The 26,450-nt window shown below is 36.6% G+C and carries 20 protein-coding genes; 6 read left to right on the forward strand and 14 right to left on the reverse strand.

Annotated elements, in window-relative coordinates:
- Positions 1-53: 53 nt before the first annotated feature.
- From AB674_RS13105 to AB674_RS13125, 5 genes are all read left to right on the forward strand, one after another.
- Positions 54-230: a histone H1 gene (locus AB674_RS13105; RefSeq protein WP_047777269.1), complete on the forward strand. Its 177-nt coding sequence runs from the start codon at positions 54-56 to the stop codon at positions 228-230.
- A gap of 372 nt (positions 231-602) precedes the next feature.
- Positions 603-1,199 carry a TetR/AcrR family transcriptional regulator gene (locus tag AB674_RS13110; RefSeq protein ID WP_047777271.1) on the forward strand — a complete coding sequence of 199 codons (597 nt, stop codon included), beginning with the start codon at positions 603-605 and terminating at the stop codon, positions 1,197-1,199.
- Positions 1,200-1,392: 193 nt separating this feature from the next.
- Positions 1,393-1,725, forward strand: a complete 333-nt coding sequence (locus AB674_RS13115) for a hypothetical protein (protein WP_240478090.1) — start codon at positions 1,393-1,395, stop codon at positions 1,723-1,725.
- A gap of 2 nt (positions 1,726-1,727) precedes the next feature.
- Entirely contained in the window at positions 1,728-2,045 is a 318-nt protein-coding gene (locus AB674_RS13120) for a DUF3817 domain-containing protein (RefSeq protein ID WP_047777274.1), read from the forward strand.
- 163 nt (positions 2,046-2,208) lie between these two features.
- Positions 2,209-2,364 (forward strand): hypothetical protein, encoded by a 156-nt coding sequence (locus AB674_RS13125; RefSeq protein ID WP_230002283.1) that lies wholly within the window; start codon positions 2,209-2,211, stop codon positions 2,362-2,364.
- Positions 2,365-2,484: 120 nt separating this feature from the next.
- Here AB674_RS13125 and AB674_RS13130 read toward each other — a convergent pair whose 3' ends face one another.
- The 14 genes from AB674_RS13130 to AB674_RS13200 all read right to left on the reverse strand — a co-directional run bounded on the left by AB674_RS13130 (position 2,485) and on the right by AB674_RS13200 (position 25,189).
- On the reverse strand, positions 2,485-2,817 hold the full coding sequence (locus AB674_RS13130) for a YegP family protein (RefSeq protein WP_047777358.1): 333 nt from the start codon (positions 2,815-2,817) through the stop codon (positions 2,485-2,487).
- A gap of 101 nt (positions 2,818-2,918) precedes the next feature.
- A complete protein-coding gene (locus AB674_RS13135) occupies positions 2,919-4,313 on the reverse strand; it encodes a serine hydrolase domain-containing protein (RefSeq protein ID WP_047777277.1) in 1,395 nt (464 codons plus the stop codon).
- 112 nt (positions 4,314-4,425) lie between these two features.
- Positions 4,426-4,986: a DUF2911 domain-containing protein gene (locus AB674_RS13140; protein ID WP_047777279.1), complete on the reverse strand. Its 561-nt coding sequence runs from the start codon at positions 4,984-4,986 to the stop codon at positions 4,426-4,428.
- A 64-nt stretch (positions 4,987-5,050) separates the two neighbouring features.
- Positions 5,051-6,859 carry a glycoside hydrolase family 2 protein gene (locus tag AB674_RS13145; RefSeq protein ID WP_047777281.1) on the reverse strand — a complete coding sequence of 603 codons (1,809 nt, stop codon included), beginning with the start codon at positions 6,857-6,859 and terminating at the stop codon, positions 5,051-5,053.
- 304 nt (positions 6,860-7,163) lie between these two features.
- Entirely contained in the window at positions 7,164-9,593 is a 2,430-nt protein-coding gene (locus AB674_RS13150) for a glycoside hydrolase family 2 protein (RefSeq protein ID WP_047777282.1), read from the reverse strand.
- A 3-nt stretch (positions 9,594-9,596) separates the two neighbouring features.
- Complete coding sequence (locus AB674_RS13155) at positions 9,597-10,778, reverse strand: glycoside hydrolase family 88 protein (RefSeq protein ID WP_047777284.1); 1,182 nt, start codon at positions 10,776-10,778, stop codon at positions 9,597-9,599.
- Positions 10,779-10,799: 21 nt separating this feature from the next.
- A complete protein-coding gene (locus AB674_RS13160; RefSeq protein ID WP_047777286.1) occupies positions 10,800-12,317 on the reverse strand; it encodes a RagB/SusD family nutrient uptake outer membrane protein in 1,518 nt (505 codons plus the stop codon).
- 18 nt (positions 12,318-12,335) lie between these two features.
- Complete coding sequence (locus tag AB674_RS13165) at positions 12,336-15,338, reverse strand: SusC/RagA family TonB-linked outer membrane protein (RefSeq protein WP_047777287.1); 3,003 nt, start codon at positions 15,336-15,338, stop codon at positions 12,336-12,338.
- A 214-nt stretch (positions 15,339-15,552) separates the two neighbouring features.
- Positions 15,553-19,647 carry a two-component regulator propeller domain-containing protein gene (locus AB674_RS13170; protein ID WP_047777289.1) on the reverse strand — a complete coding sequence of 1,365 codons (4,095 nt, stop codon included), beginning with the start codon at positions 19,645-19,647 and terminating at the stop codon, positions 15,553-15,555.
- Positions 19,648-19,837: 190 nt separating this feature from the next.
- Positions 19,838-21,517, reverse strand: coding sequence for a hypothetical protein (locus AB674_RS13175; RefSeq protein WP_047777291.1), 1,680 nt, complete (start codon positions 21,515-21,517; stop codon positions 19,838-19,840).
- A gap of 514 nt (positions 21,518-22,031) precedes the next feature.
- Positions 22,032-23,219, reverse strand: a complete 1,188-nt coding sequence (gene uxuA, locus AB674_RS13185) for a mannonate dehydratase (protein ID WP_047777294.1) — start codon at positions 23,217-23,219, stop codon at positions 22,032-22,034.
- A gap of 25 nt (positions 23,220-23,244) precedes the next feature.
- Positions 23,245-24,057 (reverse strand): SDR family oxidoreductase, encoded by an 813-nt coding sequence (locus AB674_RS13190; protein WP_047777296.1) that lies wholly within the window; start codon positions 24,055-24,057, stop codon positions 23,245-23,247.
- A 13-nt stretch (positions 24,058-24,070) separates the two neighbouring features.
- Positions 24,071-24,736 (reverse strand): bifunctional 4-hydroxy-2-oxoglutarate aldolase/2-dehydro-3-deoxy-phosphogluconate aldolase, encoded by a 666-nt coding sequence (locus AB674_RS13195; RefSeq protein ID WP_047777297.1) that lies wholly within the window; start codon positions 24,734-24,736, stop codon positions 24,071-24,073.
- Between the two features lie 3 nt (positions 24,737-24,739).
- Positions 24,740-25,189 carry a YhcH/YjgK/YiaL family protein gene (locus AB674_RS13200; RefSeq protein ID WP_047777299.1) on the reverse strand — a complete coding sequence of 150 codons (450 nt, stop codon included), beginning with the start codon at positions 25,187-25,189 and terminating at the stop codon, positions 24,740-24,742.
- Between the two features lie 161 nt (positions 25,190-25,350).
- On the opposite strand from AB674_RS13200, the gene AB674_RS13205 reads away from it, so the two are divergent.
- Positions 25,351-26,436: a LacI family DNA-binding transcriptional regulator gene (locus AB674_RS13205; protein WP_240478091.1), complete on the forward strand. Its 1,086-nt coding sequence runs from the start codon at positions 25,351-25,353 to the stop codon at positions 26,434-26,436.
- The last annotated feature ends 14 nt before the right edge of the window (positions 26,437-26,450 follow it).

Raw genomic sequence — 26,450 nt, forward strand, 5'->3', positions numbered from 1 at the left:
GTTATCTATCTAGCAAACTTTTATTTTTGCGCCTTAATTTAATAAGTATAAGCATGAACGATCTATTAGTAAAAATCAACGCCGAAATCGACACATTCAAAGCAGAAGCAGAAGCACTAACTGAGAAAGGTGTTAAAGCTGCTGGACCAAGAGCACGTAAATCAACTTTAGAAATTGAAAAACTTTTAAAAGAGTTTAGAAAAGTTTCTATCGAAGAATCAAAAAAATAATATTTGTATTCAAAAATAAGACCCGACAGTTTTTATAAAGCTGTCGGGTTTTTTGTTTTATAATGCGAAAGAAGTTGACCGAGCAGAGACTATTTTTCAGATAAAGTTCAAAAGTTGTGGGGTAACAAAAATCTCGCAAAGTCGCAGAGGCGCCAAGTTTTATTCTGATTTTTTTAACTTCGCGACTTTGTGAATTTGAGAGAAGCAAATCGACAGGAATCCGGTGTAGAATTTTTAATGAAATTTTCAGAATTATTTTCTTATTGTTTCATTTAACGAAATGGATATCGTGCCCAGTATACTTTAATTTGCAGATTTGTAAAGCTCCTCTATTTTATATTTCTTTGTAAAGAATACTAATTGGTATCTTTTATGAAAAAAGCACTTTCTACACGACTTTCGATTCTCCAAAAATCATTTGAGTTAATTTATACTCAGGGATATCAGGCGACCAGTATTGATACCATAATTGCAACCACTAATGTAACCAAAGGGGCTTTTTTTTATCATTTTAAAAATAAAGACGAAATGGGATTGGCCGTTATTAACGAGATTATGTATCCGTTAATGCAGGAAGATTTTGTAAAACCATTGTTGAATTCTAAGGATGCAGTCAGCGACATTTATAAAATGATGCAGTATTTATTGTTAGAGAATTCTTTTCTACTTCGAAAATACGGTTGTCCGGCGGGAAATTTGACTCAGGAAATGCCGCAAATAAACCAGCAGTTTGGTGAAGCCCTTTTTAAGCTTTCGGCTGAGGTGAAAGAGGCGATGCAAATTGCTTTAAAAAAAGGTAAAGATTCGGGAGCTATTAAACCCGAAGTTAATGAGGAACAAGTGACTCTTTTTGTTTTGTCTGGCTATTGGGGCATTCGAAATTTGGGAAAACTTTTTGATAATAATGATTGTTATGTAGCTTATTTAGAAGAGCTTAAATGCTACTTGAAAAATTTGGAAAAAAACTAATTTTAAAAACATACTAATTAGTATGTTTTTGATTTATATTTGCATTATTATTTTAAAAAAGATAACAATGTACCCAATACTACTATCTCTGCATTCCGTCGTAAGATGGTTGGTGCTTTTAAGTTTATTTTACTCCATTATCAGAGCATACCGGGGTTTTACGAATAATTCACTCTTTTCTAAAAAGGATAATATGGTTCGACATTGGACCGCAACCATTGCACACGTACAATTGATGATCGGAATTGTCTTGTACTCTCAAAGTCCCATAATTAAATATTACTGGAACAATTTTACGGAGGGATCAAAAGATTTAAGCACCTTTTTTTTCGGTGTAATCCATATGGTTTTAATGCTTGTTGCCATCGCTATGATTACAATTGGATCGGCAGTGGCAAAACGTAAACAAACCGACAAAGACAAATTCAAAACGATACTTTTGTGGTTTTCCCTTGCAGTAAGTATCATCTTCATAGCCATTCCGTGGCCATTTTCTCCATTAGCAAACAGACCTTTTTTTAGATAATTATGATAAATTTTTTCAAAACAAACATTGGCCGATTAAGAATTCTGGGACTTCTTGAAGGCGTCTCTTTATTGATTTTAGTTTTTATAGCAGTTCCGCTAAAGTACTTTTTTGATAATCCTGCGGGGACAAAAGCGATAGGGCCTATTCATGGGGCGTTATTTCTGCTTTTTATATTCAATACCTTAAGTGTTGGTGTTGAGCAGAATTGGAAGTTTAAAACCACAACATGGAAAGTTCTTTTGGCTTGTATAGTTCCGTTTGGGACATTCTATATTGATCATAAAATTTTAAGCAAAATCAAAATGGATCAAAATTAGAACAGTTTCATTGAATTTTAGAATAATAAAAACAGACCACTTAACCTCTTAGGTGTAATTGAGCTAAGATTAATTGCACCAATAGCCATTAATTAGAAAAATCATGATTGAGATTTTCAAAACAAATGTGAATTCAAAAAGACAGTCCAACAGAATTTTAAAAATGCTTAAAAGAATATTTCCCAACGCTTCGTTTATTTTTGATTTGGAAGATTGTGATAAAATTTTGCGTGTCGATTATATTGAAACGGTACAGATTCCAGTTATCAAAAACGAAATCATAAATTTGGGTTTTGCCTGTGAAATATTGGAGGATTAATTCTTTTAATTTATACTATCGATAAATTTTTGTAAATGCGCTCTGATAGTATTTGAATACAAAGAGAAAGGGCTTGAAAACACTAGATTTTCAAGCCCTTTTTTGTTTGATAGTTGTTATTTATGCCGTTTGATCGTCTGTTGCAGCATCCTGAGCATTTGTTTTTACTGAAGCAATTCCATTTTCTCTGGCGTCAGTACTTTCATACATCTCACTTGCCCCGATAATTTGGCCATTACCTGATTTTAGATTGAAATAAGGTTTTCCGTTGCTGGATTCTTTTCTGTCATATCTGGCATCATCCTGAGAGTTCGTTTTTACAGATTCGATTCCGTTTGTACAGGCAGCCTTTGTAGTATAACCTTCGCTGGTTAAAATAGTCTGACCGTTTCCGGCTTTTAAATTAAATTGAAATTCACCGTTCGCTCTTGTAGTAATTACAAATTTTCCCATATAATTTTTGTTTAAGTTAGGCATTTAATAGTATGCTATTCATAAAAGTACAAAACTTAATTGTACCAATTGTAACCAATAAAAATAATTGATTCTTAATTTTATTTTTTATTGAAAGAAGGTAGTATGTATTTTTGGATGATTTCGTCGCTTGGGGATTGTGAATTGTAATTGCCTCCGGTAATAATGGTCACCATATTTTGCTCTTCCCAAATGTAAATTTTTTGACCACCGTTTCCTTGTGCTGCTTTCCCATTGTAGCGTACGCCGTTTACATCTATATATTTAAGCCACCATAAATAACCATAATTTACGCCTTGAACAACAGATTGTTTGGTTAAGGATTCTTTTACCCAAGCGGTAGAAATAACCTGTTTGCCATTCCAAATACCTCGATTAAGGTAAAGTAAACCTAGTTTTCCCATATCTCTTGAGTTTAAATAGAGTTGGCAAAAGGTTTCAGCACTTGAGGCATCGGGTTTAAAATTCCAGGTAAAATTTTTAATTCCTATATCTTTAAAAAGGGTTTGTTTGGCGAAATCAGGCAGCGTCATTTTTGTTGCTTTTTCGATAATTCTACCCAGTGTTATTGGATTTCCGGAACAATACATTCCTTTTCCTCCAGGCACATCAACCATTGGTAAGTCTAAGGTATATTGTATCCAGTCGGGAGAAGAATTCATTACCGTTTCATTTCCTTCTGATTTTGCATTACTTACATCACAATCTAAACCACTTTGATTGGTTAAAAGATTTTTAATCGAAATTAGTCTTTTGTCTTCGGTAAGATTTTTAAAAGTATATTCGGGAAAATAGGAAAGTACAGTGACCTCTTTATTTTCTATATACCCTTTGTCAATGGCGATTCCGGTAAGGGCAGAAACAAAACTTTTGGTTGCAGATCTTAATTCGTGTAGTTTGGCTTTATTGTATTCATAAAAATACTCTTCAAATACCAATTTTCCATCTTTTATAATCAAAACACTGTGAACGTTTGGAAAGCTACCGTCTACAATTTTTTGCATCATTTCATTCAATAAAGATTTGTCTAATCCGGTATAATCGAGATTTCCTGTCGGTAGTCCGTCTGTATCTTGTTTGGGCTGTACATAGACGTATTTAAAGTCTTTTGCATTTGGTCTTGCGTACCACATTTCTTTGGGGAAAATGACCTTTTTTGTAATTAAATTAAAAGTAGTTCCTTCTGAAGCATAACCAGTGACAGCTCCTTCTTTTCTCAAAAAAGTCACTTTTTCGTTGGACATGTTTTGAAAAATATCTTTGTCAATTGCTTTTAATTTGTATTTGCTTTCGTTAATAATGGCATATAAAACGGTGTCTTTAGGTGAAGCCGCTATTTTAAGAGTACCTTTATTTACATATTCATAAATACCTTCATATTCTTTTAATTGTTCGTATGTAATTTTGAATTTTTGTTGTGAATAACCGGAATAAATCGTCAATAATAATAACAGCTGCAAATAGTATTTTTTCATTCTTTTGGTTTTAAAATATTGCTTGTTAGTTAATTAACGAAAGTTATAAAAAAAAGAGACACTTAATTAATAAATTTAGTGTCTCTTTTTTATTTTAGAAGTTTAGTTCAACTTACTTAAGCGTAATCGGAACTTCAACCGTTGTTTTATCCCAGCCAATAACCAAATTGGTAACTGCCCCCTGAGTTGTAAAAGCAATTGATAACGCCTCTACCGGAGTTGTTATGGCTTTAACCGGAACCACAATTCTTACCAGGTCTTTGCTTTGATCGTAAGCATATCCACCCCATAAGTCAATTTCTTTGTTGATGATAACGGTCCATTTGTCTTTTTCAGGAATGGCAAAAAGACTGTAAGTACCTGCAGGAACTGCAATACCATTGATTGTAGCCGGCTTGTAAAATTTAATCTCTGTATTTTCATTTGCCCCTACACGCCATACTTCACCAAAAGGAATTAATTCACCAAAAATAGAGCGACCTTTAGCTGATGGTCTTGAATAAATCACTTTTATCGACGGAAGTGTAGTGTCGGTTTTTTTAAACTTTACCGCTTTATTCGGGAAATAAGCAATATCTGCCGGACTGGCATCCAAAGCAGGGAATTTAACCTCTTGAGCGTTAACAGAAAAGACAAATAATAAGAGAAGGGTAAGTAAACTAAAGTTTTTCATAATGTAGTATTTTTAATGTAGTTTATACAAAAATAAGAGAATTATGTATAGAAAAACTAAAACCTTATTCCTTTTTCTTTTTTTCGTACCAATCACGCATAATGTAAAAAGCTTTCTTCTTCTGACCTTCGTTTGAGATCAGGCCTTTGCGGTTGTATTCGTCTTGAATTCCCGGTAACAGCCTTCTTGGAGATCTGAAATCAACTAAAATCCAAGGGCTTAATCCGCTCAGATGAGGTATTTTTTCGATCATTTTAAGATTCTGAATGTACAAGTATTCTTGATATTCTTCGGTCCAGCGTTCTTTTTTGTCGCCATGTAAGCCGGCTTTGGCATCTCCTCCGAACTCAGAGACAATAACGGGTTTGTTGTATTTGGTTTTCCAAAGCACTTTTTCCGCATCTTCCAGATTACCACCATACCAACCTAAATATTGGTTAAAGGAAATGATATCCAGAGATTCGCCAATGGCATCATTTATAGTTCCAAATCCTTCACTTGTTTGTGTCAATAAGGCCGCACTGATTAACCTCGTATTGTCTAATGATTTGGTATGGGCAACCAGATTTTGGATAAAGGTATTTCTGGCATCAGAAATTGGTGTTTCATTAGCCATAGACCAAATGATAATACAAGCTCTGTTTTTATCTCTTGTTATGGCAGCCGTTAGTTGCTCTTGTGCATTGTTGTAGGTTTCTTTTCTGGTGAATTCTACGGTCCAGTACACGGGGATTTCTTCCCAAACCATCAAGCCCAGTTTATCGGCCATTCTGATGATGTTTTCGTTATGCGGATAATGCGCAAGACGTACATAATTGCAACCTAATTCCTTGGCCCAGTTAAGCAAACGCAAGGCATCTTCTTCAGAATTGGCGCGTCCGCCTTTGGCATTTTCTTCATGAATGGAGATGCCTCGCAAGAAGAGCTTTTTTCCGTTTAACAGAATTTTGTCGTCTTGTGTTTCGATCGTTCTAAATCCAATGGTATCCTCTAGTTTTTGACCTTTAAAATCAATGCCCACCTGATATAATTTTGGATTTTCGGGAGACCAGTAAGAAACGTTTTTGACCGGAATTTCAAATTTCAAAATGCCATCGGGACTTACTTTGCCTTTGTATTTAATTTTCAATTCCGGAATGGTGATGGTGACCGCATTCTGTTCCGGATTTAAGTTATTGATTTTGACAAAACCGGAAATTTTGTTTTGATTCTTTTTGTCCAATTGAATCGTATAATCTTCTACAAAAGATGCTGATTCTTCGATTAAGGTAACATCGCGCGTAATTCCGCCGTAGTTCCACCAATCTGTATTTAGTGTCGGGACATCTTCTTTGTGTCGGGTGTTGTCTACTTTAATTACTAAATAATTGTCGTTTGGTTTTACAATTGTGGTAACTTCATAATTAAAGGGTGTAAAACCTCCTTCATGTGTGCCTAGTTTTTTACCGTTTAAATACACATCAGCTTTGTAGTTAATGGCGCCAATGTAGACAAAGAGGCGTTTTTTTTCTTTTAGATCGTAATCAAAAGATTTTTTGAACCATACATTTCCTTCGTAATATTTTAGTTCTGGAACCTGCGAATTCCAATCTCCCGGGATGTTTATTTTGGGGGAGGTATCAAAATTATATTCTACTAATTCCTGTTTGTTTACGGCATGATAATTATTAAAATAAGCCGCATTTGAAGGTTTGGCTTGTTTGTCATAAACATCGTGGTGAAAACTGTAGTAACCCGTTTCGTAAGGATCAACAATGTAATTCCAAATCCCGTTTAAGGAAGTGGTATTTCTGTTGGAGACGTTGGAAATTAAATTTTGTGCGAACCCAAAAACAGACGAGATGAGAAGGAATAAGGTTAGTAATTTTTTCATTTTTAGTATCATTAGATGCGTTTGTTAAAATGCTTTAAATGGGAGTTATGGTATTAAGTTGCTAATTTTTAAATAGTACAGTTTTCCAGCAAGGTCAGAAAAAGACCTTGCTGGAGAAAAAAAGTATTTTAAATACTGATAAACACTGATTTAAAGTTTAAATGTTAATCGAGTTCAAGTCTTAAAATAACAGCAAAGAGCATCAGATTTTACAAAGTAAAAGCAGGCCACAAGGTTAACCTTAGTGGTCTTAGCCCTTTTTCTTTTCGCACTTTGCAGTTAAAATTATTCATTCCCACTTTTATCATGGTTGTATTTTTAAATATTCGCCCTTAAAATTCTGATTTAATACGGTCATTTCAATCGGAGCTCCGGTGCCATTTGGAATCACTTCTATTGCCGCTTTTCCATTGGCCATTCTGATCGATTCACTTCCGGTAGGTGTTCCTTGATTTTTGATTGTTTTTCCACCTTTCAAACATTGAAAATAGACACTCTCTTCATAATCTAAACAACGCAAATTGTTGTGGTCTATCGCAATAGCGGTTACCAGATAATTTCCGTTTTTCAACTTTTCCGAAGACAATTGTAAAGAAACCGCTGCTTCATTTTTAATAAATCGATAGTTTACTTTTAAAGTATCTGAAACCGTTTTTCCACTTTTGTTTTTTCCAATGGCAATTAACGTATTTTCTCCCTTTTTGAAAGTAACGTCCCAGGTTAAACCACATGCCGGATAAACCGTGGTATTTCTTTGTTTTTCACCCAGTGATTTTCCGTCGTGAAATAAAGTCACTTTTTCGCAATTGCTAAAAACACTTAAAACTCTTGGCGTATTCTCAGGCCCTTGGCGTTCGGTCCAGGTGTGTGATTCAATGTACGTGAAAGGCTCGTCGCTCCAGTAGCTTTTAAAGACATAATAGGCATCTTTCGGAATTCCGTTTCGGTCTACCAGTCCTTTTTGGTTCATGTACGGGATATCGTCTTCGGGGCGTAAAGGTGTTGCAAAGTCCTTAAATGCCCATTGCACATTTCCCACAAACGTTGGATCATTCTCAGAGATATGCAAATGCCAGTCGAATAAATCTACGATATAATTTTCACTCCAATCGCCAATTTGAGCAATATTGGCAACTTTGGTTTGCACGATGGCTTCTTCCCAGCCTTCTGCTTTTATGATGTTTTCGCCGGTGATCGGGTTTTCGCTGTGACGTCCAACATGACTGTCACCACCATATTCGGCATGAATAAAATGCTTGTATTCTTTTTTATAAACATCAATTGCCTTTTGGTAACTTTTGTAGCTGCCGGAGTACCAGCCTGACCAGATAGAAGGGGAGAAGACGTCTACAATTTGTGAGCCTTCATAATACTTTCTGATCGCAGTTTTTCTGTTTGGATCAAGTTGATGCGCAATATCATTTAGCTGACTTAAAAAAGCATTGGTTTTCTCGGTATTGTCTCCATCCGGAAAGTCAGGAAGCCAGTTCATTTCGTTCCCTAAAGACCAAATGATAATACTCGGATGGTTGTAATTCTGTTCGATGATTTCAACCAGCATGTTTTTGGTATTTGTTTTCCAAAGTTCATCTCCAATTCCGCCACGACACCAAGGCAATTCATCCCAAACCAAAAGACCAAGTTCATCACAGGCTTTGTAGATTTCGGGATCTTGCGGGTAATGGGCCAGACGAACAAAATTAGCGCCCATTTTTTTTATGGATTCCATGTCGGCGCGATGTTGTGCATTATTCATGGCAGCGCCAACTCCGGCTTGTTCCTCATGTCGGTGTGTGCCACGAATCAGGAGTCTTTTTCCGTTAAGGTAAAAAGCACCGTGATCCTTAAACTCAAACCATCTGAAACCAACTTTTTCGCTAGTGCTGTCTCTGACGGTATTTTTTTCTGACAGCACAGCGGTGATCGTATATAAATTAGGTTTTTGAGTATCCCACAATTCAGGATTTTTAAGATTCTCAAAGCTTATGTTTACTGTTTTATCGGTAACGGAAATGGTTTTAACTGCGACTTTTTTTCCTTTTGGATTTTTAAGGATAACACTTAATGAAAGTCCCTTTAGTTCTTCCGGATTTTCTATTGAAGCACTAACATTTAAAGACGCTTTTTTGTCCGATACTTCGGGAGTTGTAATTTTCAGATTGGCAATGTTGTTTTTGTATTTAGAAACCAGCCAAACATCACGTGTAATTCCTCCGTAGATAAAAAAATCACTTTTTTGTGATGGAATAATTTCAATATCATAACTGTTGTCTACACGTACAAAAAGTTCATTATTTCCTTCTTTGATATAATTTGTAATATCGATTGTAAAACCAATATAACCACCAATATGACCGCCTGCTTCTTTACCGTTTACATATACTTTGGTAGTGACATTGGAGCCTTCGAAATATAAAAAATAACGTCGGTTTTGATCTATTTTTGTGATGTTGAGCATTTTTTGATACCAGCTCGCATCCCGTCTGTAACCCGGAATTAAATCGGTTGCATCTTCGCTGTTCCAACTATGCGGTAAACTTATTGGAGTCCAATTGATTGCTTTTTGTGCCTCTTTGAGGTTTGCAGTACCGTTTTCTAAATAAAGCCAATTGTCGTTGAGATTTGTTTTGGTACGGCTATCGGTTTTGGTCTGAGCAGAAAGATTGTAGCTACCAAAATAAAAAACAAATAGAAGTGTAAAAACAGACTTGTAGCGGTAAGATAATTTTCTCATACGTTATAAGTCTTTTTTTCTTAATACTGCTTCCAGAAAGTAATAATCGGCATAAACGATTGGCTCGTCAATTTCGTCGTGTTTGGGCCAGTTTCCTGTGCTATGACCGAAGATAAAGGGTGCGTTGATTTTAGAGTCTAAAATATAGTGATCAGAACTTAAAGTTTGGATTACTTTGTTAGCATAAGCCAGATACGTTTTGTTTTTGGTGTAGCCATAAAGTTCGTATAAAGCTGAGGCCATAATGGTAGCTGCAGAAACATCACGTGCCGCATTTGGAATACCAGGATCATTAAAATCCCAATACGGAATCCCATCTTCGGGCAGGTTTTTATTTGTCATAAAAAACTTTGCGGTTGCTTCTGCCTGATCGATGTAGGCCTTGTCTTTTGTATAACGATACGACATGGTAAATCCGTAAACCGCCCAGGCCTGACCTCGTGCCCAAGCCGAATCGTCATTGTATCCCTGTAAAGTCGTTTTCTTTTTTACAGTTCCCGTGATGGTGTCGTAAACCACCACATGGTAACAGCTGTTGTCTTTTCTAAATTGATTTTTGAGTGTGGTATTGGCATGTTTGATGGCGATATCCTGATACTTTTTGTTACCGGATAATTTAGTAGCCTCAAAAAGTAATTCTAAATTCATCATATTATCAATGATTACCGGATATTCCCAAATGTCTTTGTTGAAATCCCAGGAACGGATCGCACCTACTTTTTCATTAAAACGCGTACATAAGGTTTCAGCACCTTTGATAATCGTTTTTTTGTATTCCGGATTATCGACTACTTTTAAACCTTCTCCAAAGGCACAATACACCTTAAATCCCACATCATGAGAGCCACGATTTACACTTTCTTTTTTGCTGAATGGGGTCCACTTTTCTGCCTGTTTTTTGTATTCGGAATTGCCTGTTAGTCGATACAATTGCCATAAGTTTCCGGCAAAAAAACCACTGGTCCAATCTCGCGAAGGTACTTTCTTTATGAGATTGGATTCCGGGGTCATGCTGCGTGGCATTGCCATCGAATCTACGGGATATTCCAACATCATTTTATAACGGGTTTCAAGCAGATTACCTGAAGATGCGGTTGCATTAGTCTGAGAATTATTCCCGGATTTGCACGCTGTAAGCAGCCATGCAAACCCAAGAACAAAAAGTATGTGATTAACTTTAGTCATAAGTAAATTTAATATAATGTTTTAATAGCCAGGGTTGTTTGGAGCTAAGTTTGGATTTATCGCCAACTCAGTTCCCGGCAATGCGAACAAATAATCTCTGTTGGAATCAAAATTGGCGTGAGGCTCAAAACCATTTGGACCAAATACTTCAGGGCCATTTTTAAGTCTTTTAATATCGTACCATCTAATGTATTCAAACGCCAATTCTAATCTTCTTTCATCAACCACCATTTTCCTGAAATCGGTTTTAGATAATCCCGGTGTAACATTTGCGGGAAAAGAAACTTGTCTGCCTGCTTTGTTTCTGGCTCTTGCACGGACTCTGTTTACATAACCATCCGCTTCTGATGTTCCCGGACTAATTTCGTTTAAAGCCTCAGCAGCCGTCAGCAATACTTCGGCATAACGCATGGTGATGTAGTTGTGTTGGGAAGTTCTTCCGTTAGCACCTGCTTTACCCGGAAAACGATAGTATTTGGCAATATGGGGGCGTGGCGCTTTTTCGTTATCGCTTGAAGGATAAATTTGCAAAGCACCACCCGGTCCTGTTTTTTTTCTGATGATCGTGTCAAAACTTACCGCTCTTCTGTAATCTCTTTGATCCCAGTCGTTAAAAACTTTTAAAGAAGGTACAGCCACAGAAAACCCCTGTCCATAACTGTAACTGTCATCTTTTAAGGAACCTGTAAAAAAGGCGGTATAGTCCTGACCGTAATTTCCGGAGGTTAAGTTGTTAAAATCAATTGTAAATAAAGGCTCTTTTAGTGTTGCTGCTTTTGTAGCATTAAATAAATCCTGAAAATCGGCATCCAACCCTAAACCAAATTTTGCCTCATTTGTAATAACGTATTTGGCTTCATCATAGGCTTTTTGATAATTTCCTAAAGTTAAATACACCGAAGCCAAATAACCTGCTGCAGTTCCTTTTCCGGGAACGGCTTTTACTTTTGGTTTATCGTCCAGCCATTTTTTTGCGAATTCCAAATCTTCAATGATTTTGGCATATACTATTGCTTCTTTGGTTCGGCTTAATTTATCGACCTGTGAAACTTCGTTTACGGCAAAATCGATATATGGAACATCTCCAAAAATGCGAACCAAATGATAGTAGGTAAAAGCTCTTGCGAAATAAGCCTGAGCAACAATGGCGTTTACTTTTGCAGGATCACCGGGTGTTTTTTTAGCGCCTTCGATCGCCTGATTGGCCGCGGCAATGATGATAAACGATTGTGGCCAGAAGTTAGCTACCAGTGCATTGGTGTCGTTCATTCTAAAATCGTTTACATCAATCCTTGCTGCCTGAGTGGTTCGGTCTCCAATATCGGACATATCATCTCTAAGCATCAGGGCAATGGTAAACTCTCTTCCCCAATAGTTGTTGTGAGCGATGTTGGCAAAACTTCCATTTACAGCGGCTTGCAAATCGTCTGTATTATTAAAAAAGTTATCCGGACGAATGATTCCTACGGGATGTTCTTCTAAATCAGAGCATCCGAAGGCGAATATTCCCAGGAAAATAAAAGCGATATATTTTTTCATGATAGTGATGGTATTTGACTAAAATTTTAAATTAAATCCGAACGTAAATGTTCTCACATTTGGGTAACTTCCATATTCCAGACCCAAATTGGTATTACTTCTGGCATTGGTATCATTCAGATAATTGCCCTCCGGATCAGAACCCGGATAGTCGGTAATGGTCCAAATGTTTTGTGCACTGATGAAAAAACGGACTTTACTTAGCCCCATTTTCGAAACAATTTTTTCATTTAAGCTGTATCCAAGTGAAATGTTTTTCAAACGGATATAACTTGCATCGTATACAAATCTTGACGTTACTCTTTTGGTTCTCGCTGCATTGGCCGGAACATTGGTGTCAGTATGCGTAGGAGTCCAGGCATCTAAAACTTCTGTTGTTGCATTATTGTTTCCTGAAGCCAATTCCATTAAAGTATAATTCAGAATTTGATTCCCTTCAGAACCTTGGAAGAAAATATTTAAGTCTAAATTTTTATAGGTGAAATCATTGTTTAAACCGAAGATGAAGTTCGGATTTGGATTTCCGATAATGGTCTTGTCATTCGAGTCTAATTTTCCGTCACCATTTACATCTTTGAATTTTTCTCCACCCGGAGCCGTTTCAAAATTCCCCGGAAGTACGGTTTCGCCCTGTTGAATCACACCATCATAAACAAATCCGAAGAAGGAACCAACCGGCTGTCCAACTCTCAAAATCTGAGATTCCGTTGCAAGGAAATGCCCTGGTGTCGAGTTGATAAGAAGGTCTTTGTTATCGGCTAATTTCAATACTTTATTTTTGTTGGATGAAATATTAAAACTGGTCGACCAGGTAAAATCGGCTCCGATAAAGTTTTTAGAATTAATTCCTAATTCCCAACCTTTATTCTCTAGTTCTCCAACATTCTGAAGTTGCGAGGCAATTCCTGAAACTCCCGGTAAAGGTCTGTTGAACAGCAAGTCTTTGGTAATCGTTTTATAATAATCGGCGGTTAAACTTATACGATTATCAAACAAACCTAAATCGATCCCGTAATCTTGTTGATAGGAAGTCTCCCATTTTAAGTTTGGATTATCTAATGAAGTTAATTGAACTGCATTTACAATTACGTCACCACTCACATCATATATCTCAGAAAATCTGGACAGAGTAGAATAAGCACCAATGGAAGGATTTCCTGTAGCACCATAACTGGCTCTTAGTTTAAGATTAGAAATCGTTTTATTATCTTTTAAAAACTGTTCTTTAGCGATGTTCCAACCAATGGCTCCCGATGGGAAAGTTCCATATTTATAGTTTTTACTGAAACTAGATGAACCGTCACGTCTGGCCGTAAACGTTAGTAAGTATTTGTCGTCGTAATCAAAGTTTAGCCTTCCGAAAGCCGAGATCAACTCGGTTTCTGATAAAGAAGAATCCGGTTTTAAGAAGACCGTTCCGGCCCCTAAATTATGATAGGAATTGGTATTGGTCAAAAATCCTCTTGAGGCTGCAAAAGAAGTTTCGTTTTTGTTTTTCTGATAGGAGTACCCTCCAAGAACAGTCAGGATTCCTTTTGTGATAATCTCTTTTTTGTACGTCAGATAATTTTCGGTCAGGAAAGAGGAATTTCGGTTGTTGCTTACAGAAGCTTCTCCTTTGATATTTTTCCCTGCAATTAAAGTAGACGGAATAAATCTTCCGGTTTGAGAGTTGGAATCCGATAAACCTAAAGTGGTTTTAAATTCGAGGTCAGGTGTGATTTTATAAGTGGCGAAGAAATTATTTCTGCTAACTACAGAAACGGTTTCTAAAACATTTTCCATCGCTGTTGCATACGGATTGTCAATATCATCCCCAATAGGAGCAGTAGAAGTATAGCTTCCGTCAGGTTTGTAGATGCCCTGATCCGGCATAAAACGGTAAGCGGCAGCAATTACGCCGGCAGCTCCGGTTCCGCCTGCACCGGTCTGAGAAATAATTCCTTCTTTATTTTGTTTGCTTTGAAAGGTATTCAAACCCACTTTAAATCGGTCGCTTAAATCGGCTTCTAAATTGCTTACAATGGAGTATTTATCAATTCCGGAATTAATTACAACACCATTTTGATTGAAATAATTTCCTGAAACGTAATACCTTACTTTTTCCGATCCTCCGGAAAAAGACAATTGATTATTCGAAATCATTCCATCACGATAAATGACATCCTGCCAGTCTGTGTTTGCTGGCCCTGCTGTATGTGTAGTAAAACTTTTTCGGTACGCTACAAACTGATCGGCATTTAATAAATCCAATTTGTTATTGACAGATTGCACGGAAGTTGAATTGCTGAATTCAATAACCGGTTTTCCCGGTTTTCCTTTTTTGGTGGTAACAATAATAACCCCGTTAGACCCTCTTGATCCGTAAATAGCAGTTGCTGAGGCATCTTTTAAAACTTCAATAGAGGCGATGTCCTGAGGTGCAGGCATAGAAACCCCTGCAAAACCATCCACCACAACAAGTGCGTCTCCACTGGCATTAATCGAAGTACCTCCACGAACTCTGATTTTTATCGGAGCGCCCGGTTCACCACCATTATTGGATTGTACAGAAACCCCCGCTGCACGCCCTTGTAAAGCTTGTTCGGCGTTTAATAAGGGGTAAGCAGTTAATTCTTTTGCCGTTACAGAAGATACAGAACCTGTAATGTCGCTCTTTTTGCGGGTTCCATAACCGATCACAATTACTTCATCCAGATTTTTGGTATCAGGTTTTAGACTAATATTGACAACGGTTTTATTTCCGACCGGAATTTCGACCGACTGATATCCTATAAAGTTGAAAACAAGTACAGCATTTTTTTCTGAAACAAAAACAGCATAATTCCCATCCATATCGGCAGTGGCTCCTACAGAAGATCCCTTGATATATACATTAGCACCAGGAAGCCCGAGTAAGTCTTCACTGGAAGTAACTTTTCCGGTGACTTTTCTCTCCTGTGCATTCACAATAGTAATTCCCAGTAAAAAGAGTACTAGGAAACACCATTTAAACGACTTAATTTTTTGGTTTGTAAACATTCATTTTTTGGTTTAAAGGTTAATGTTAGCTAAAATAAAAAAGCAATAAACTCATTCCTATTATCAGCATCATGAAGAGAATTTGGAGTAATATGAATTTTGTTTTTTTGACTTTCATACCACAAATGTATTAGGCACAAGCGATATAGAAGTACAAAAAAGGGTATCTAAAAATACAGACACCCTTTTTTAAGCCCTGAAAACAAAGGACTTTTTAAAATACGGACAACGGTTTAGAAAATTTGTCAGCAAATTGTGACGGAGTTTTTCCATATCTTTTTTGAAAACATTTGCTAAAGTATTTGGGGTTGTTAAAACCTACCTTATAACTTACTTCAGAAACGTTTAGTTTGTTTTGTTCCAACAATTGGGCGGCTCGTTTTAATCTTATTTCATGAATGAATTCATTTGGCGTGAAGTTCGTCCAAGCTTTTACTTTTAGAAATAACATCGTACGGCTTACCCCTAGTTCGGAGCAGAAAAAAGGAATGTCAAATTGCTCGTTGGAGATATTGTCCTCTACAATACGGAAGGCTTTTTTTAATAATGCTTCGTCTATGGAAGATACCGTTATTTCTGCCGGAACAAAATTGTCTTCGCTTGAGAATTTTGCTTTTAATCGTTCCGTTGAATGGAGCAGGTTTTTAATACGGAGTTTAAATTCAATTAAATTAAAAGGTTTACTGATATAATCATCAGCGCCACTTTCCAATCCTTCAAATTTGTAAACCAAAGAGGATCGTGAAGTCAGTAATATTACAGGAATATGACTGGTTTTCAGGTTTTCTTTTATTTTGGAACAAAGTTCGGTACCAACCATTTCAGGCATAATAACATCACTGATAATTAAATTGGGCACATATTGAATGGCTTTTTCTAAGGCCGTTTTTCCGTTGTCGGCAACCAGAATGTTATATTCTTTTTTAAGCAGATTTTTCATGAAGTCTCTCAGCACTTTATGGTCTTCCACTAGTAGTATCGTTTGTTTTTCGGCATTCACTACATAATCGTCAATGTCTTCCGGTTCTGTTGTTTCATTAGGAACTAGTTGTGCTGTATACTGTTCAATAGCATCACTGATTCTAAAATCCTTAATGATTTCTTCTGGTCGAAGATGTTCTTTCCCTAATGGAAGTGTGACCGTAAAAATGACACCTTCCGTTTTTTTGTTGACGACATTTATGGTTCCTTTATGAAGTTTTACAATGTTTTTTACAATCGACAATCCAATTCCGGTGCCTTTATTGTAATTTTTCTGAACGTTGTTGTGGGTCGGAATTTCAAAAAATAAATCAAAAATTTTATCAATATGCTCCTGGGCAATTCCAACCCCCGAATCTTCTACCGCAATGAATAAGTTTTCTGCGTTCTGACTTATTTTGATTGCAATAACACCTCCTTTTGGCGTATATCTAAAAGCATTTGAAATCAAATTATAAAAAACACGCTCTAATTTGTAGCGATCAAAATACACCTGAATTTCCTCATGTGAAGATTCAAAAGTGTACTGGTAACCGCCATCTTTGGCATATTCTATAAAAGAAAGAAAGATTTCTTTAGTAAATTTTACAATATTTCCATTGGCAGATTCCAAGGTGACCTGATGGCTTTCTAGTTTTCTGAAATCCATTAATCGGTTAATCAGACTCAAAAGATGATTGGCACTTCCTTCTATAACCAACAGTTTTTTGTACATTTCGTTAGTTCCGTTATAGTCCGCTAATATTTGTTGTAAGGGACCAAGAATCAAGGTCAGCGGTGTTCTGAATTCATGTGAAATATTTGTAAAGAAATCCAATTTGATACGATTGTTTTCTTCAATACGTTTGGTTTCCAGATATTCTAATTCGAGTTTTTGTTTTAATGTGGCTTTTGATTTAATGATCCACATCAATCCATATAATCCCAGACCAATTGTTATTCCATACAATAAAAAAGCCCAAATACTTCGCCACGGTGCAGGATTTACAGTGACGGTAAGTGTAGTGGGAGTGCTGTTCCAGACCCCGTCATTGTTGGCACCTCGTACTTCAAAAACATAAGTTCCCGGGTTTTGAATGGCAAATATGGCCTCGGTATTTTTGGTTGTCGTCCAGTTGTTTTCCAGACCAATTAAGCGGTAACTGTACTGGTTGTTTTTTGATCGGATGTAATTTGGAATGGCATAACTGATAGAAAAATTAGCCTTGTCATAATCGAGCGTTATGTTTTTGGTGTAACTGATGCCTTTCTCTAAAATTTCCGGTGTGTCATTTGGATTTATCGTCTTATTTTTAATTTTCAGACTTGTGATTAAAACCTGTGGTGAATATCGGTTCAGGACAATTTTTTTGGCATCAAAAAACGTAGCTCCGGATGGGCTTCCAAAATAAAATTGAGTAGCGTCCAGTTTTAAGGCCGAATTATCATTGAATTCATTACTTGCCAAACCATCTTTTTGATCATATAAAGCAACCGTTTTTTGAGTGGTACTGTATTTTAAAATTCCCTGATTCGTGCTGACCCATAGGTTTTTGTCACCATCTTCTAAAATCGAATGTATCGAAGTAATGACAGTGTTTCCGACTTTTAGATTGATTTTCTGAAATCTTTTTCCATCAAAATAATGCAGTCCTTTTGCTTTTGTACCCACCCATATTTTGTTCTGACTGTCCTGATATAGCGTGAGTATATCATCTCCCGACAAAGAAGGTTTATCAAAAAAGTAATGCTGTATAGAATAATGATTGGGTTTGAAATTGTTCAACGAGATGCAATTAAGTCCATTTTGAGTTCCGACCCAAAGTCTCTTTTTTTGATCAATTAGAAGAGTTCGGATAATATTGTTTGTTAGAAAATTGGCTTTTGTGTTATCGTTTCCTATAAAGACAAAGGTTTTGTCAATAGAATTGTATCGTATCAAACCTTTTCCAAAAGTTCCGATCCAAACAATTCCGTTGGCTTCCGTTTTAATAGAATAGACACCGGTTTCTTTTACTAATGCGCTTAATTCCGAACTGATGCGGTTGTCTTCAATTCTTTTTGAAAGGGTGTTGTAAGCCGATAATCCTTTAGAAAATGTGCCAATCCACAAGATATTATCGGGAGAAAGCGACATCGATTTGATATCATTTTTATTGCTTTGTCCAGTGCTGCTATTGATATAACTTGTTGCCGATGTATTTGGGTTGTAAATGGTTATTCCACCACCTTCCGTGCCAAAGTAGATATTTTTGTTTTTGTCGGTGATGATCGAACTGATGACATCAAAACTCATTGGGATTTTTTTTGAATTCTGATTGTAATTCGAAAAATTGACATTAGATACATCCCAGATGTTTACGCCTTTGTAGTAACAGCCAATCCAAACGGAACCTTTTTTATCGATAAAAACCGATTTTACTTTGTCAATCCCGTTGCTATTATTACTGTTATTGATTTTCTGCAGACTTTTATCTTTGCCGTAAATATAGATTCCATCATAAGCGCCAATCCATAACGAACCTTGATTGTCAATGGCTAATGAACGAATGTCTGCGTTTATTTCTTTGTATTTTTCATTCGGCAAAAAAGAAACAAATTGACGCGTTTTTATATCGAGTTTTAAAAGCGCTTTGTTTTTGGTACCGATCCATAAATCACCTTGTGCGTCTTCTGCAATGGTTTGAACATTAAGTAAATCAGTGGTGTTTAGCGGATAATTTTTAAAAGTTAATTTTCCGTTATTTCTGCTTGTAAGTCGGCATAAACCTTTTGTTGTGCCAATCCAGATTTCTTGCTTTTTGGTTTTTAGAATAGTCAGAATATTATTGCTTGGCAAAGTTGAGGTATCGGTATCTGAATGGAAAACAGAAGTAAACAGCTTGGTTTTTTTATTGAAAATACTCAAGCCTTTTGAGGTTCCAAACCAAAGTTCATTGCCAATTTCTTTGATACACCAAACAGCATTACTACTAATGGTGTGGTTGGTATTGGAGTGCAAATACCTCTTGAAAGTATTGGAAACAGGATCGTAGCAGTTGAGTCCGTTGTAAGTTCCGACCCATATTTTCCCCGAATTGTCTTCTTCAATTGCCAGAATATCATTGTTGCTGATCGTTGCTTTATCAGAAATGTCATTTCTAAAAATGGTAAACTTGCTTCCGTCGTATTTATTGAGTCCGTCCCGCGTACCAAACCACATTTGCCCTAATTTATCCTGATGTATGGCAATGACAGAACTTTGCGAAAGACCATCGGTTGTCGAGATATTTTTAAGGCGGTACTTATTTTGAGAAAACACATTTCCCGTGATGAGGACTAAAACTAGAAGAGCTATTTTTTTTTTCATAGCATTCGAATTATATTGTGAAAATATGAGCGGGGAGCCACAAAGGCGCTAAGGCGCAAAGTTTTTGTTTGATCGAACTATTCTATATTCTATATTCTTTGCTCTTTATTCTTTGCTCTTTATTCTTTGCTCTTTACTCTTTACTCTTTGTGATTTAGCTAGATTGTAAATGATACAGTTTTACCTAAACTTATTTTAATCGTTTTTTCAATTGATAATCATATAAAGAAGGTACTTTCTCCATAGACTTATTTAAAAATTCAATGTAGGGCTCGGGCTCGTATTTTACTTCGAATGTTGTATTTCCATTTACTCCTATAATTCTGGCGAAAGGGCCGTCTTTCATGCCATAAAGTAAAACCGGTTTGGTATGTTCTTCGGGATTTGAAACCTGTACATTCAGATTCCAAAAAGTACTGTAGGGACCGTGTGAAGGCTTCCAATAGTCGGCACCGCCACCGCCAAATAAGGCATAACTCTTGGTGTTATCCGGAGTTAAATGAACCATTATATGATCGAATAAATTCTGATGATTGGCACCCGAATGCTGATCTAAAAGGGGATCTGCAAAAACCTCGCAATTCTGATAGACATTTTTAGTAGCAAAAGTGTTGAAACTTAAAGGATGAACGGCTTTATTGTACACCTTTAGATTCTTTACTAAGACATTATGTACACCTCCTAAAGTAACGGTATAATGTGCCATATGATTTCCGTCGGTTACGATATCTTGTATGGTGACATTGGCGATTTCTTCTGCCAAAATTCCGCTGTCTGCATTGGTTATGGTCACATCTTTGACCCAACTGTTAAAAACACGGGTTAGAAAAATACCATTATTTCCCGGTTCAACATGATGTGCTACTCTCGGAATATCCGGAAATGTAAAACGCAGATGTTCAATCCCTACTTCGTTTAAATGTTTCCATTCTACCAATTGTGCCTGATAACTGGGTTTGATGCCAATAGTCAAAGGTGTTTTCAGCGTGATTTTAGAACCTGAAATTTTAGTAATTTCAACTTGTTGTCTTACGATGGGTAATTTTGGAAATTTCCAATGGTGTGAACCCGGTTTTACAGGAGCACCTTGGTATAAATCTTTAATAATTTCGCCATTTTCGCCGTCCTTATTAAATAATTGTAATTCTACGACATCGCCAACTTTCAACCCGTTTAAGTCCGAAACGGTTATCGTATGCTCGCCCATAGTACCACTGCTGACTTTAGCCAGAACAATTGGAGTGGGTTCGTATTTATCAAGATAGGATTTTACGCGTTCATTTGGAATCTGTGTCCAGATAAAACCTCCGGACCAGGCGTATTGCGAAAAAGCCAAGTCGATATTGTTTTCGTTCTCCCGCTGTCTTTTGTCAAAAGTAGTCAGGTATTCCCTTAATTCGGCTAATGATTCAGGGTCTTTTAAGTACATCATTGGTCTCGGACAATAGAACTCTGTTCCGTTTTTGCCTGATCCTGTACCCCGTAACACAAAATTGCTTCTTTCGAGGTATAAAATGGTGCTTAAAATGATTCTTCCTGCGGGTAATTGCAAAATGACATTTCCTTCTATTGCATTGGCTGCTTTTATTGCTTTTAGTAAGGCTTTCGAATCGTCTAATTCATCATTTGCTTTTACACCAAAATCGACCGCATTGATTATTTTTCCTTGAACTTCAGGTAAGTTTGTTTCTCCAAAATGATAGCCTGCATAACTAAAATCGGGTAGGTAAGTGGTTACTGATTTTTGTTGTGTGTTTAGGATTTTGGGTAACTGCTGGCTAATTGCGTTTAGGGGTATAAGTAGCGTACTTATAAAAATACCATAATAGTTCCAGCGGTTTTTTTTGGTTAGTTGGTTTTTGAAAGTCATGATAGTTAGTAGTTTGCAATGTTTTTTTTGTAATGAGTTTGGGGTGGTTAGTTCTCAAACTTTTTTTTATAATGCCACAGATTCAAATGATTTGAAGAGACGTGGTTTTGTTTTTTTTTCACGCAGATTTGGCAGATTTGGCAGATTTTTTTTTCATTTCTTTGCTAGAATCTGCGTGCTATTTTATTATTTCCTGTTTTAAACACATTCTACAAAATTTAAAGCAGATTTTTTTTTATTGCTTTTACGAGAATCCGCCAAATCCGCCAGATCTGCGTGCCATTTTAATATTTCCTGTTTTAAACACATTCTACAAAATTTAAAGCAGTTTTTTTCATCGCTTTTACGAGAATCCGCCAAATCTGCCAGATCTGCGTGCTATTTTATTATTTCCTGTTTTAAAGACATTCAACAAAAGTTAAAGCAGATTTTTTTGATTGCTTTCGCGAGAATCCGCCAAATCTGCCAGATCTGCGTGCTATCTTACTATTTCCGGTTTTATAGACATTCTTTTTTAAACAATAGATTTTTTAATCCCCATTTCAAGCCCTCTTAATTCGGCTAAACCTCTTAAACGACCGATCGCGGAATATCCGGGATTTGTTTTTTTATTTAAATCATCGAGCATTTGATGACCGTGATCAGGGCGCATTGGTAAAGTACTTCCGTTTCGTTTCTCGACTTCTAGAATCGCTTTTACTACTTTATACATATCGACATCACCCTCTAAATGATTGGCTTCAAAAAAACGGTCTTCTTCCTCTCTTTTTGTACTTCTAAGGTGTATAAAATTCATCTTATCACCATGACGTCGCACCATTCCGGGCAAATCATTGTCTGCTCTTACGCCATATGAACCGGTACACATCGTAAAACCATTTGATTTGGAATCAATGGCACGCATTAATTCAATTAAATCCTCTTCGGTGCTTACAATTCGTGGTAAGCCTAAAATCGGGAAGGGAGGATCGTCCGGATGAATGGCCATTAAAACACCTGCTTTTTCAGCTACGGGAATGATTTCTCTCAAAAAGAAAAAGAGATTCTCCTTTAATTTTTGTCTGTCTATTTGACTATAGCCTTTTAAAGTCAGCAGAAAATCCTCAACCGTATAGGCTTCTTCTGCCCCTGGAAGTCCGGCGAGAATGTTTTGTTGCAGTTTTAGTTTATCGGCCTCCGTCAATAATTCGAAGTATTTGGTCGCTTTTTTAATTTGTGCCTCCGTATAGGTGGCTTCTGCTCCGGGTCTTTTCAAAATGAACAATTCAAAAGCCGCGAAGGCAATACCATCAAAAAGCAAGGCCTTTGAACCATCCGGCATTTCATAAGACAAGTCCGTTCTTGACCAGTCTAAAACCGGCATGAAATTGTAGCAAACACATTTTATTCCGCATAAAGCCAGATTCCGAATGCTTTCTTTGTAATTTTCAATATACTCTAAGTATTTTCCGGTTTGTTTTTTAATATCTTCATGAACAGGAATACTTTCTACAACTGACCAAATCAAACCGGAGGCTTCCTTTTTAGGATCCCCATTTTTATGTTCAATTTCAACTTTTCGTTTGAGTATTTCGTTGATTGGCCATACCTCTCCATTGGGAATATGGTGTAATGCGGTTACAATTCCGGTCGCTCCGGTTTGTAAAATATCTTGTAAAGAAACCGGGTCTTGTGGTCCGAACCATCGTAACGTTTGTTCCATTTAATATAGTATTTGGTAATTGTTTTTAAATGCTGGAAGCGGCAAAACCTCCATCGACTTTTAAGATTGTTCCTGTTACAAATTTTGACATGTCACTGCATAAAAACAATAATGCTCCGTCAATATCATCCGGTGTTCCAAATCTTCCCATGGGAGTGTGGTCAATAATTTTTTCGCCTCTTGGAGTTAACTTTCCATCCGGTGTCAGCAATAGCGCGCGATTTTGTTCCCCAATAAAAAAGCCCGGTGAAATAGCATTAACCCGAATGCCTTCTCCATATTTTGAAGCCAATTCAACCGACATCCATTGCGTGAAATTGTCTATTGCTGCTTTTGATGCGGAATACCCAACAACTCTTGTCAAAGGTCTTTGTGCCGATGCCGACGAAATGTTGATAATGATTCCCTCTTTTTGTTTGGCAAAAAGGGTTGAGAATACCTGCGAAGGAAGCATTGTTCCGATAATATTCAGATCAATAACTTTTTGCAAATCTTCGGTTTTCAGATCGTAAATCGTCTGATCGGGGCTGATGGTGGCTCCGGGCATATTTCCTCCCGCTGCATTGATGAGAATATCCAAACGACCGTATTTTTCAACAATAAAATCTTTTGCTTTTTCGAGTTCTTCTTTGTTTAAAACATTGGCCTGAATGGCAAAAGCCGTTCCACCATTGTCCGTAATTGCTGCGACAGTTTTAGTTGCTTTTTCAATAGATTGTGATACGATTCCTGTAATAACGCCTTGTTTAGCGAGTACTTTTGCCATATTGCTTCCAAGTACGCCCGCACCACCTGTAATAAGTGCAATTTTTCCTTTTAGATTAAATATTGAATCCATATATAAGTTAGTGCTATTTGTTTCTTACGGTTTCAATCAAAGACAAAACTCTTACGGTTTCCTTTTCGATGGTATCATAAGCTTCGTGTTCCATTACTTTTTTACTGATTAGTTTGCTTCCCATTCCAACAGCGGAAACTCCTGCGGTGAACCAGCTTTGTATACTTTGTAACGTGGTTTCTACACCTCCTGTTGGCATAAAAATTAAAGAAGGGAAAATGTCTTTTATACCACTTAAAAAGTCAGGACCTAAAATATTACCCGGGAAGAGTTTAATAAATTTGACTCCGGCATTTTCGGCTGTAATAATTTCGGTTGGCGTCATACAACCCGGAGCGTATAGAATGTCTTTACTTTTTAAGAAATCAGAAACTTCGGCAACGAAACCCGGACTTACAAAAAAATCTGCTCCAATCGTATAAAATTCTTCTGCCTGCTGCATATTCTTTATGGTACCGATTCCCAATAACATTTCCGGCATCTCAGCATTTCTGACTTCAATCATTTTTTTGAAATTGGATGCTGCTTCCGGGCCTCTGTTGGTATACTCAACGGCCTTGATTCCGGATTTATAAAGGACTCTTAGTATCTCAATACTTTTATTTTCATCGGTATTGAAATACAAAGGCAGAATTCCTTGTTTTACAATAACATCAATTGAATTTTGAATGGTACTCATAGCTTATATTTTTACTTTAAAAACAACTTTTTTTATTACTCCCTCACCAATCATTGCAGCGTGTACGTCTTCGGGAAATAAGATCGCAAACTGCTTTTCCTGCAATTCAAAAAACATATCCGGAGCATCATGAAAAAAACGAACATCTCGCTCGTCGCTATAATCTCCATTCGGATTGAGACATTTTTCTCTGGGTTTCCAGGCAAAAGTCTCAGGGCCTTTTATCGAAATCTGAATGTCAATATTTTGATCGTGGCATTCAAAACCTTTGATACTTTCTTCGCGGCTACTTCCTTCACCGATAATTACAATTAATTTTAAACCCGCCGTAATATCAAAAGTTCCTGCTTCTAATTTTGACAGGTCATTTTGATTTACATAATCAAATGCTTTTTTGAAATTGGGGTGTAAAGCATAATATTTTGTTGCATTTTGTAATGAATCTATTATCATCGTTTCGGTTTTATATTTTATGAAATAGTTAGTTGCTGACTTAGAAAACAAGACCGTTTTTTTGTTTCTGTTCTTGCTTCATTCTGTATTGTTTGAAAACTCCGTGTACGCACACGTATTTTTACAAATGTATATAAAAACTTAACCAAAACAATTTATCTTTGATAAAAAAAATTAATTTTACACACTTACTGTATTATTTTAACTTAAAAGCAATCACTATTATAACAATTAAAAAAATAGCAGAACTAGCCAATGTTTCACCGGGAACTGTTGACCGAATTATCCATAACCGCGGACAGGTGACCCAGGATAATGTTGATAGAGTAAACGCTATAATAGAAGAATACGGTTACAAGCGAAATATCCTGGCCAGTAATCTGGCATTGAATAAGAAATTTCATTTCGCAGTTTTTTTGCCTAAATACGAAGATTTAGAATATTGGAAGAGTCAGATTATCGGTATAGAAAAAGCGGCGGTTGAATTTGGAAAATTCGGGGTCGTGCTGGATTATTTTTTCTACGATTTTAATACAGCATCTTTTAAAGAAGCGGTGAAAAAAGTACTCGACTTTGAATGTGATGGCTTGTTGTTTGCCCCAATATTTTACGAAGAATCCATTCGGTTTTTAGATAAGTACAAAAAAAAGAACATTTCTGTTGTATTAATTGATTCTGATATCAACACCAATCAGCAACATGCTTATGTAGGGCAGGATGCTTTTCAGAGTGGTTATTTGGCTGGTAGGTTAATTAGTTTTGCTGTGAAAAACGAAAGGCAGATATTGATCTTTAAGATCACAAGAGAAATCGAAAGCACTTCGGTTTATCTGCAACGCATCGATGGATTTTATTCTTTCTTTAAGGATCATGGTGAACTTACCAATTTTAAGTTTTCGGAAGTTACCATTAAAGACTCCGGAATCGATCAGTTGAATATGGATATGTTTTTGGGGGTTCACAGTGTTTTTGTGCCTAATTCCAGAGCGTATATTGTGGCTCGATTTTTAGAGAAAAACAATATTAAAGGCGTTCGTATCATTGGTTATGATTTATTGGAAGAAAATATAGAATACCTAAATAAAGGAATAATTGACTTTTTAATTAACCAAAGACCCGAGGAGCAGGGCTATATGGGGATCAGTCATTTGTACAAAAAAATGGTTTTGCAGGAGACCGTAGAAGACACGCATTATATTCCGTTGGAAATTATCTTAAAAGAGAATTATTTTCCGGTTAAAAAGTAATTTAAACCTGACAG

The organism is Flavobacterium sp. ABG (assembly GCF_001027725.1).
GTDB classification, from domain to species: domain Bacteria; phylum Bacteroidota; class Bacteroidia; order Flavobacteriales; family Flavobacteriaceae; genus Flavobacterium; species Flavobacterium cupriresistens.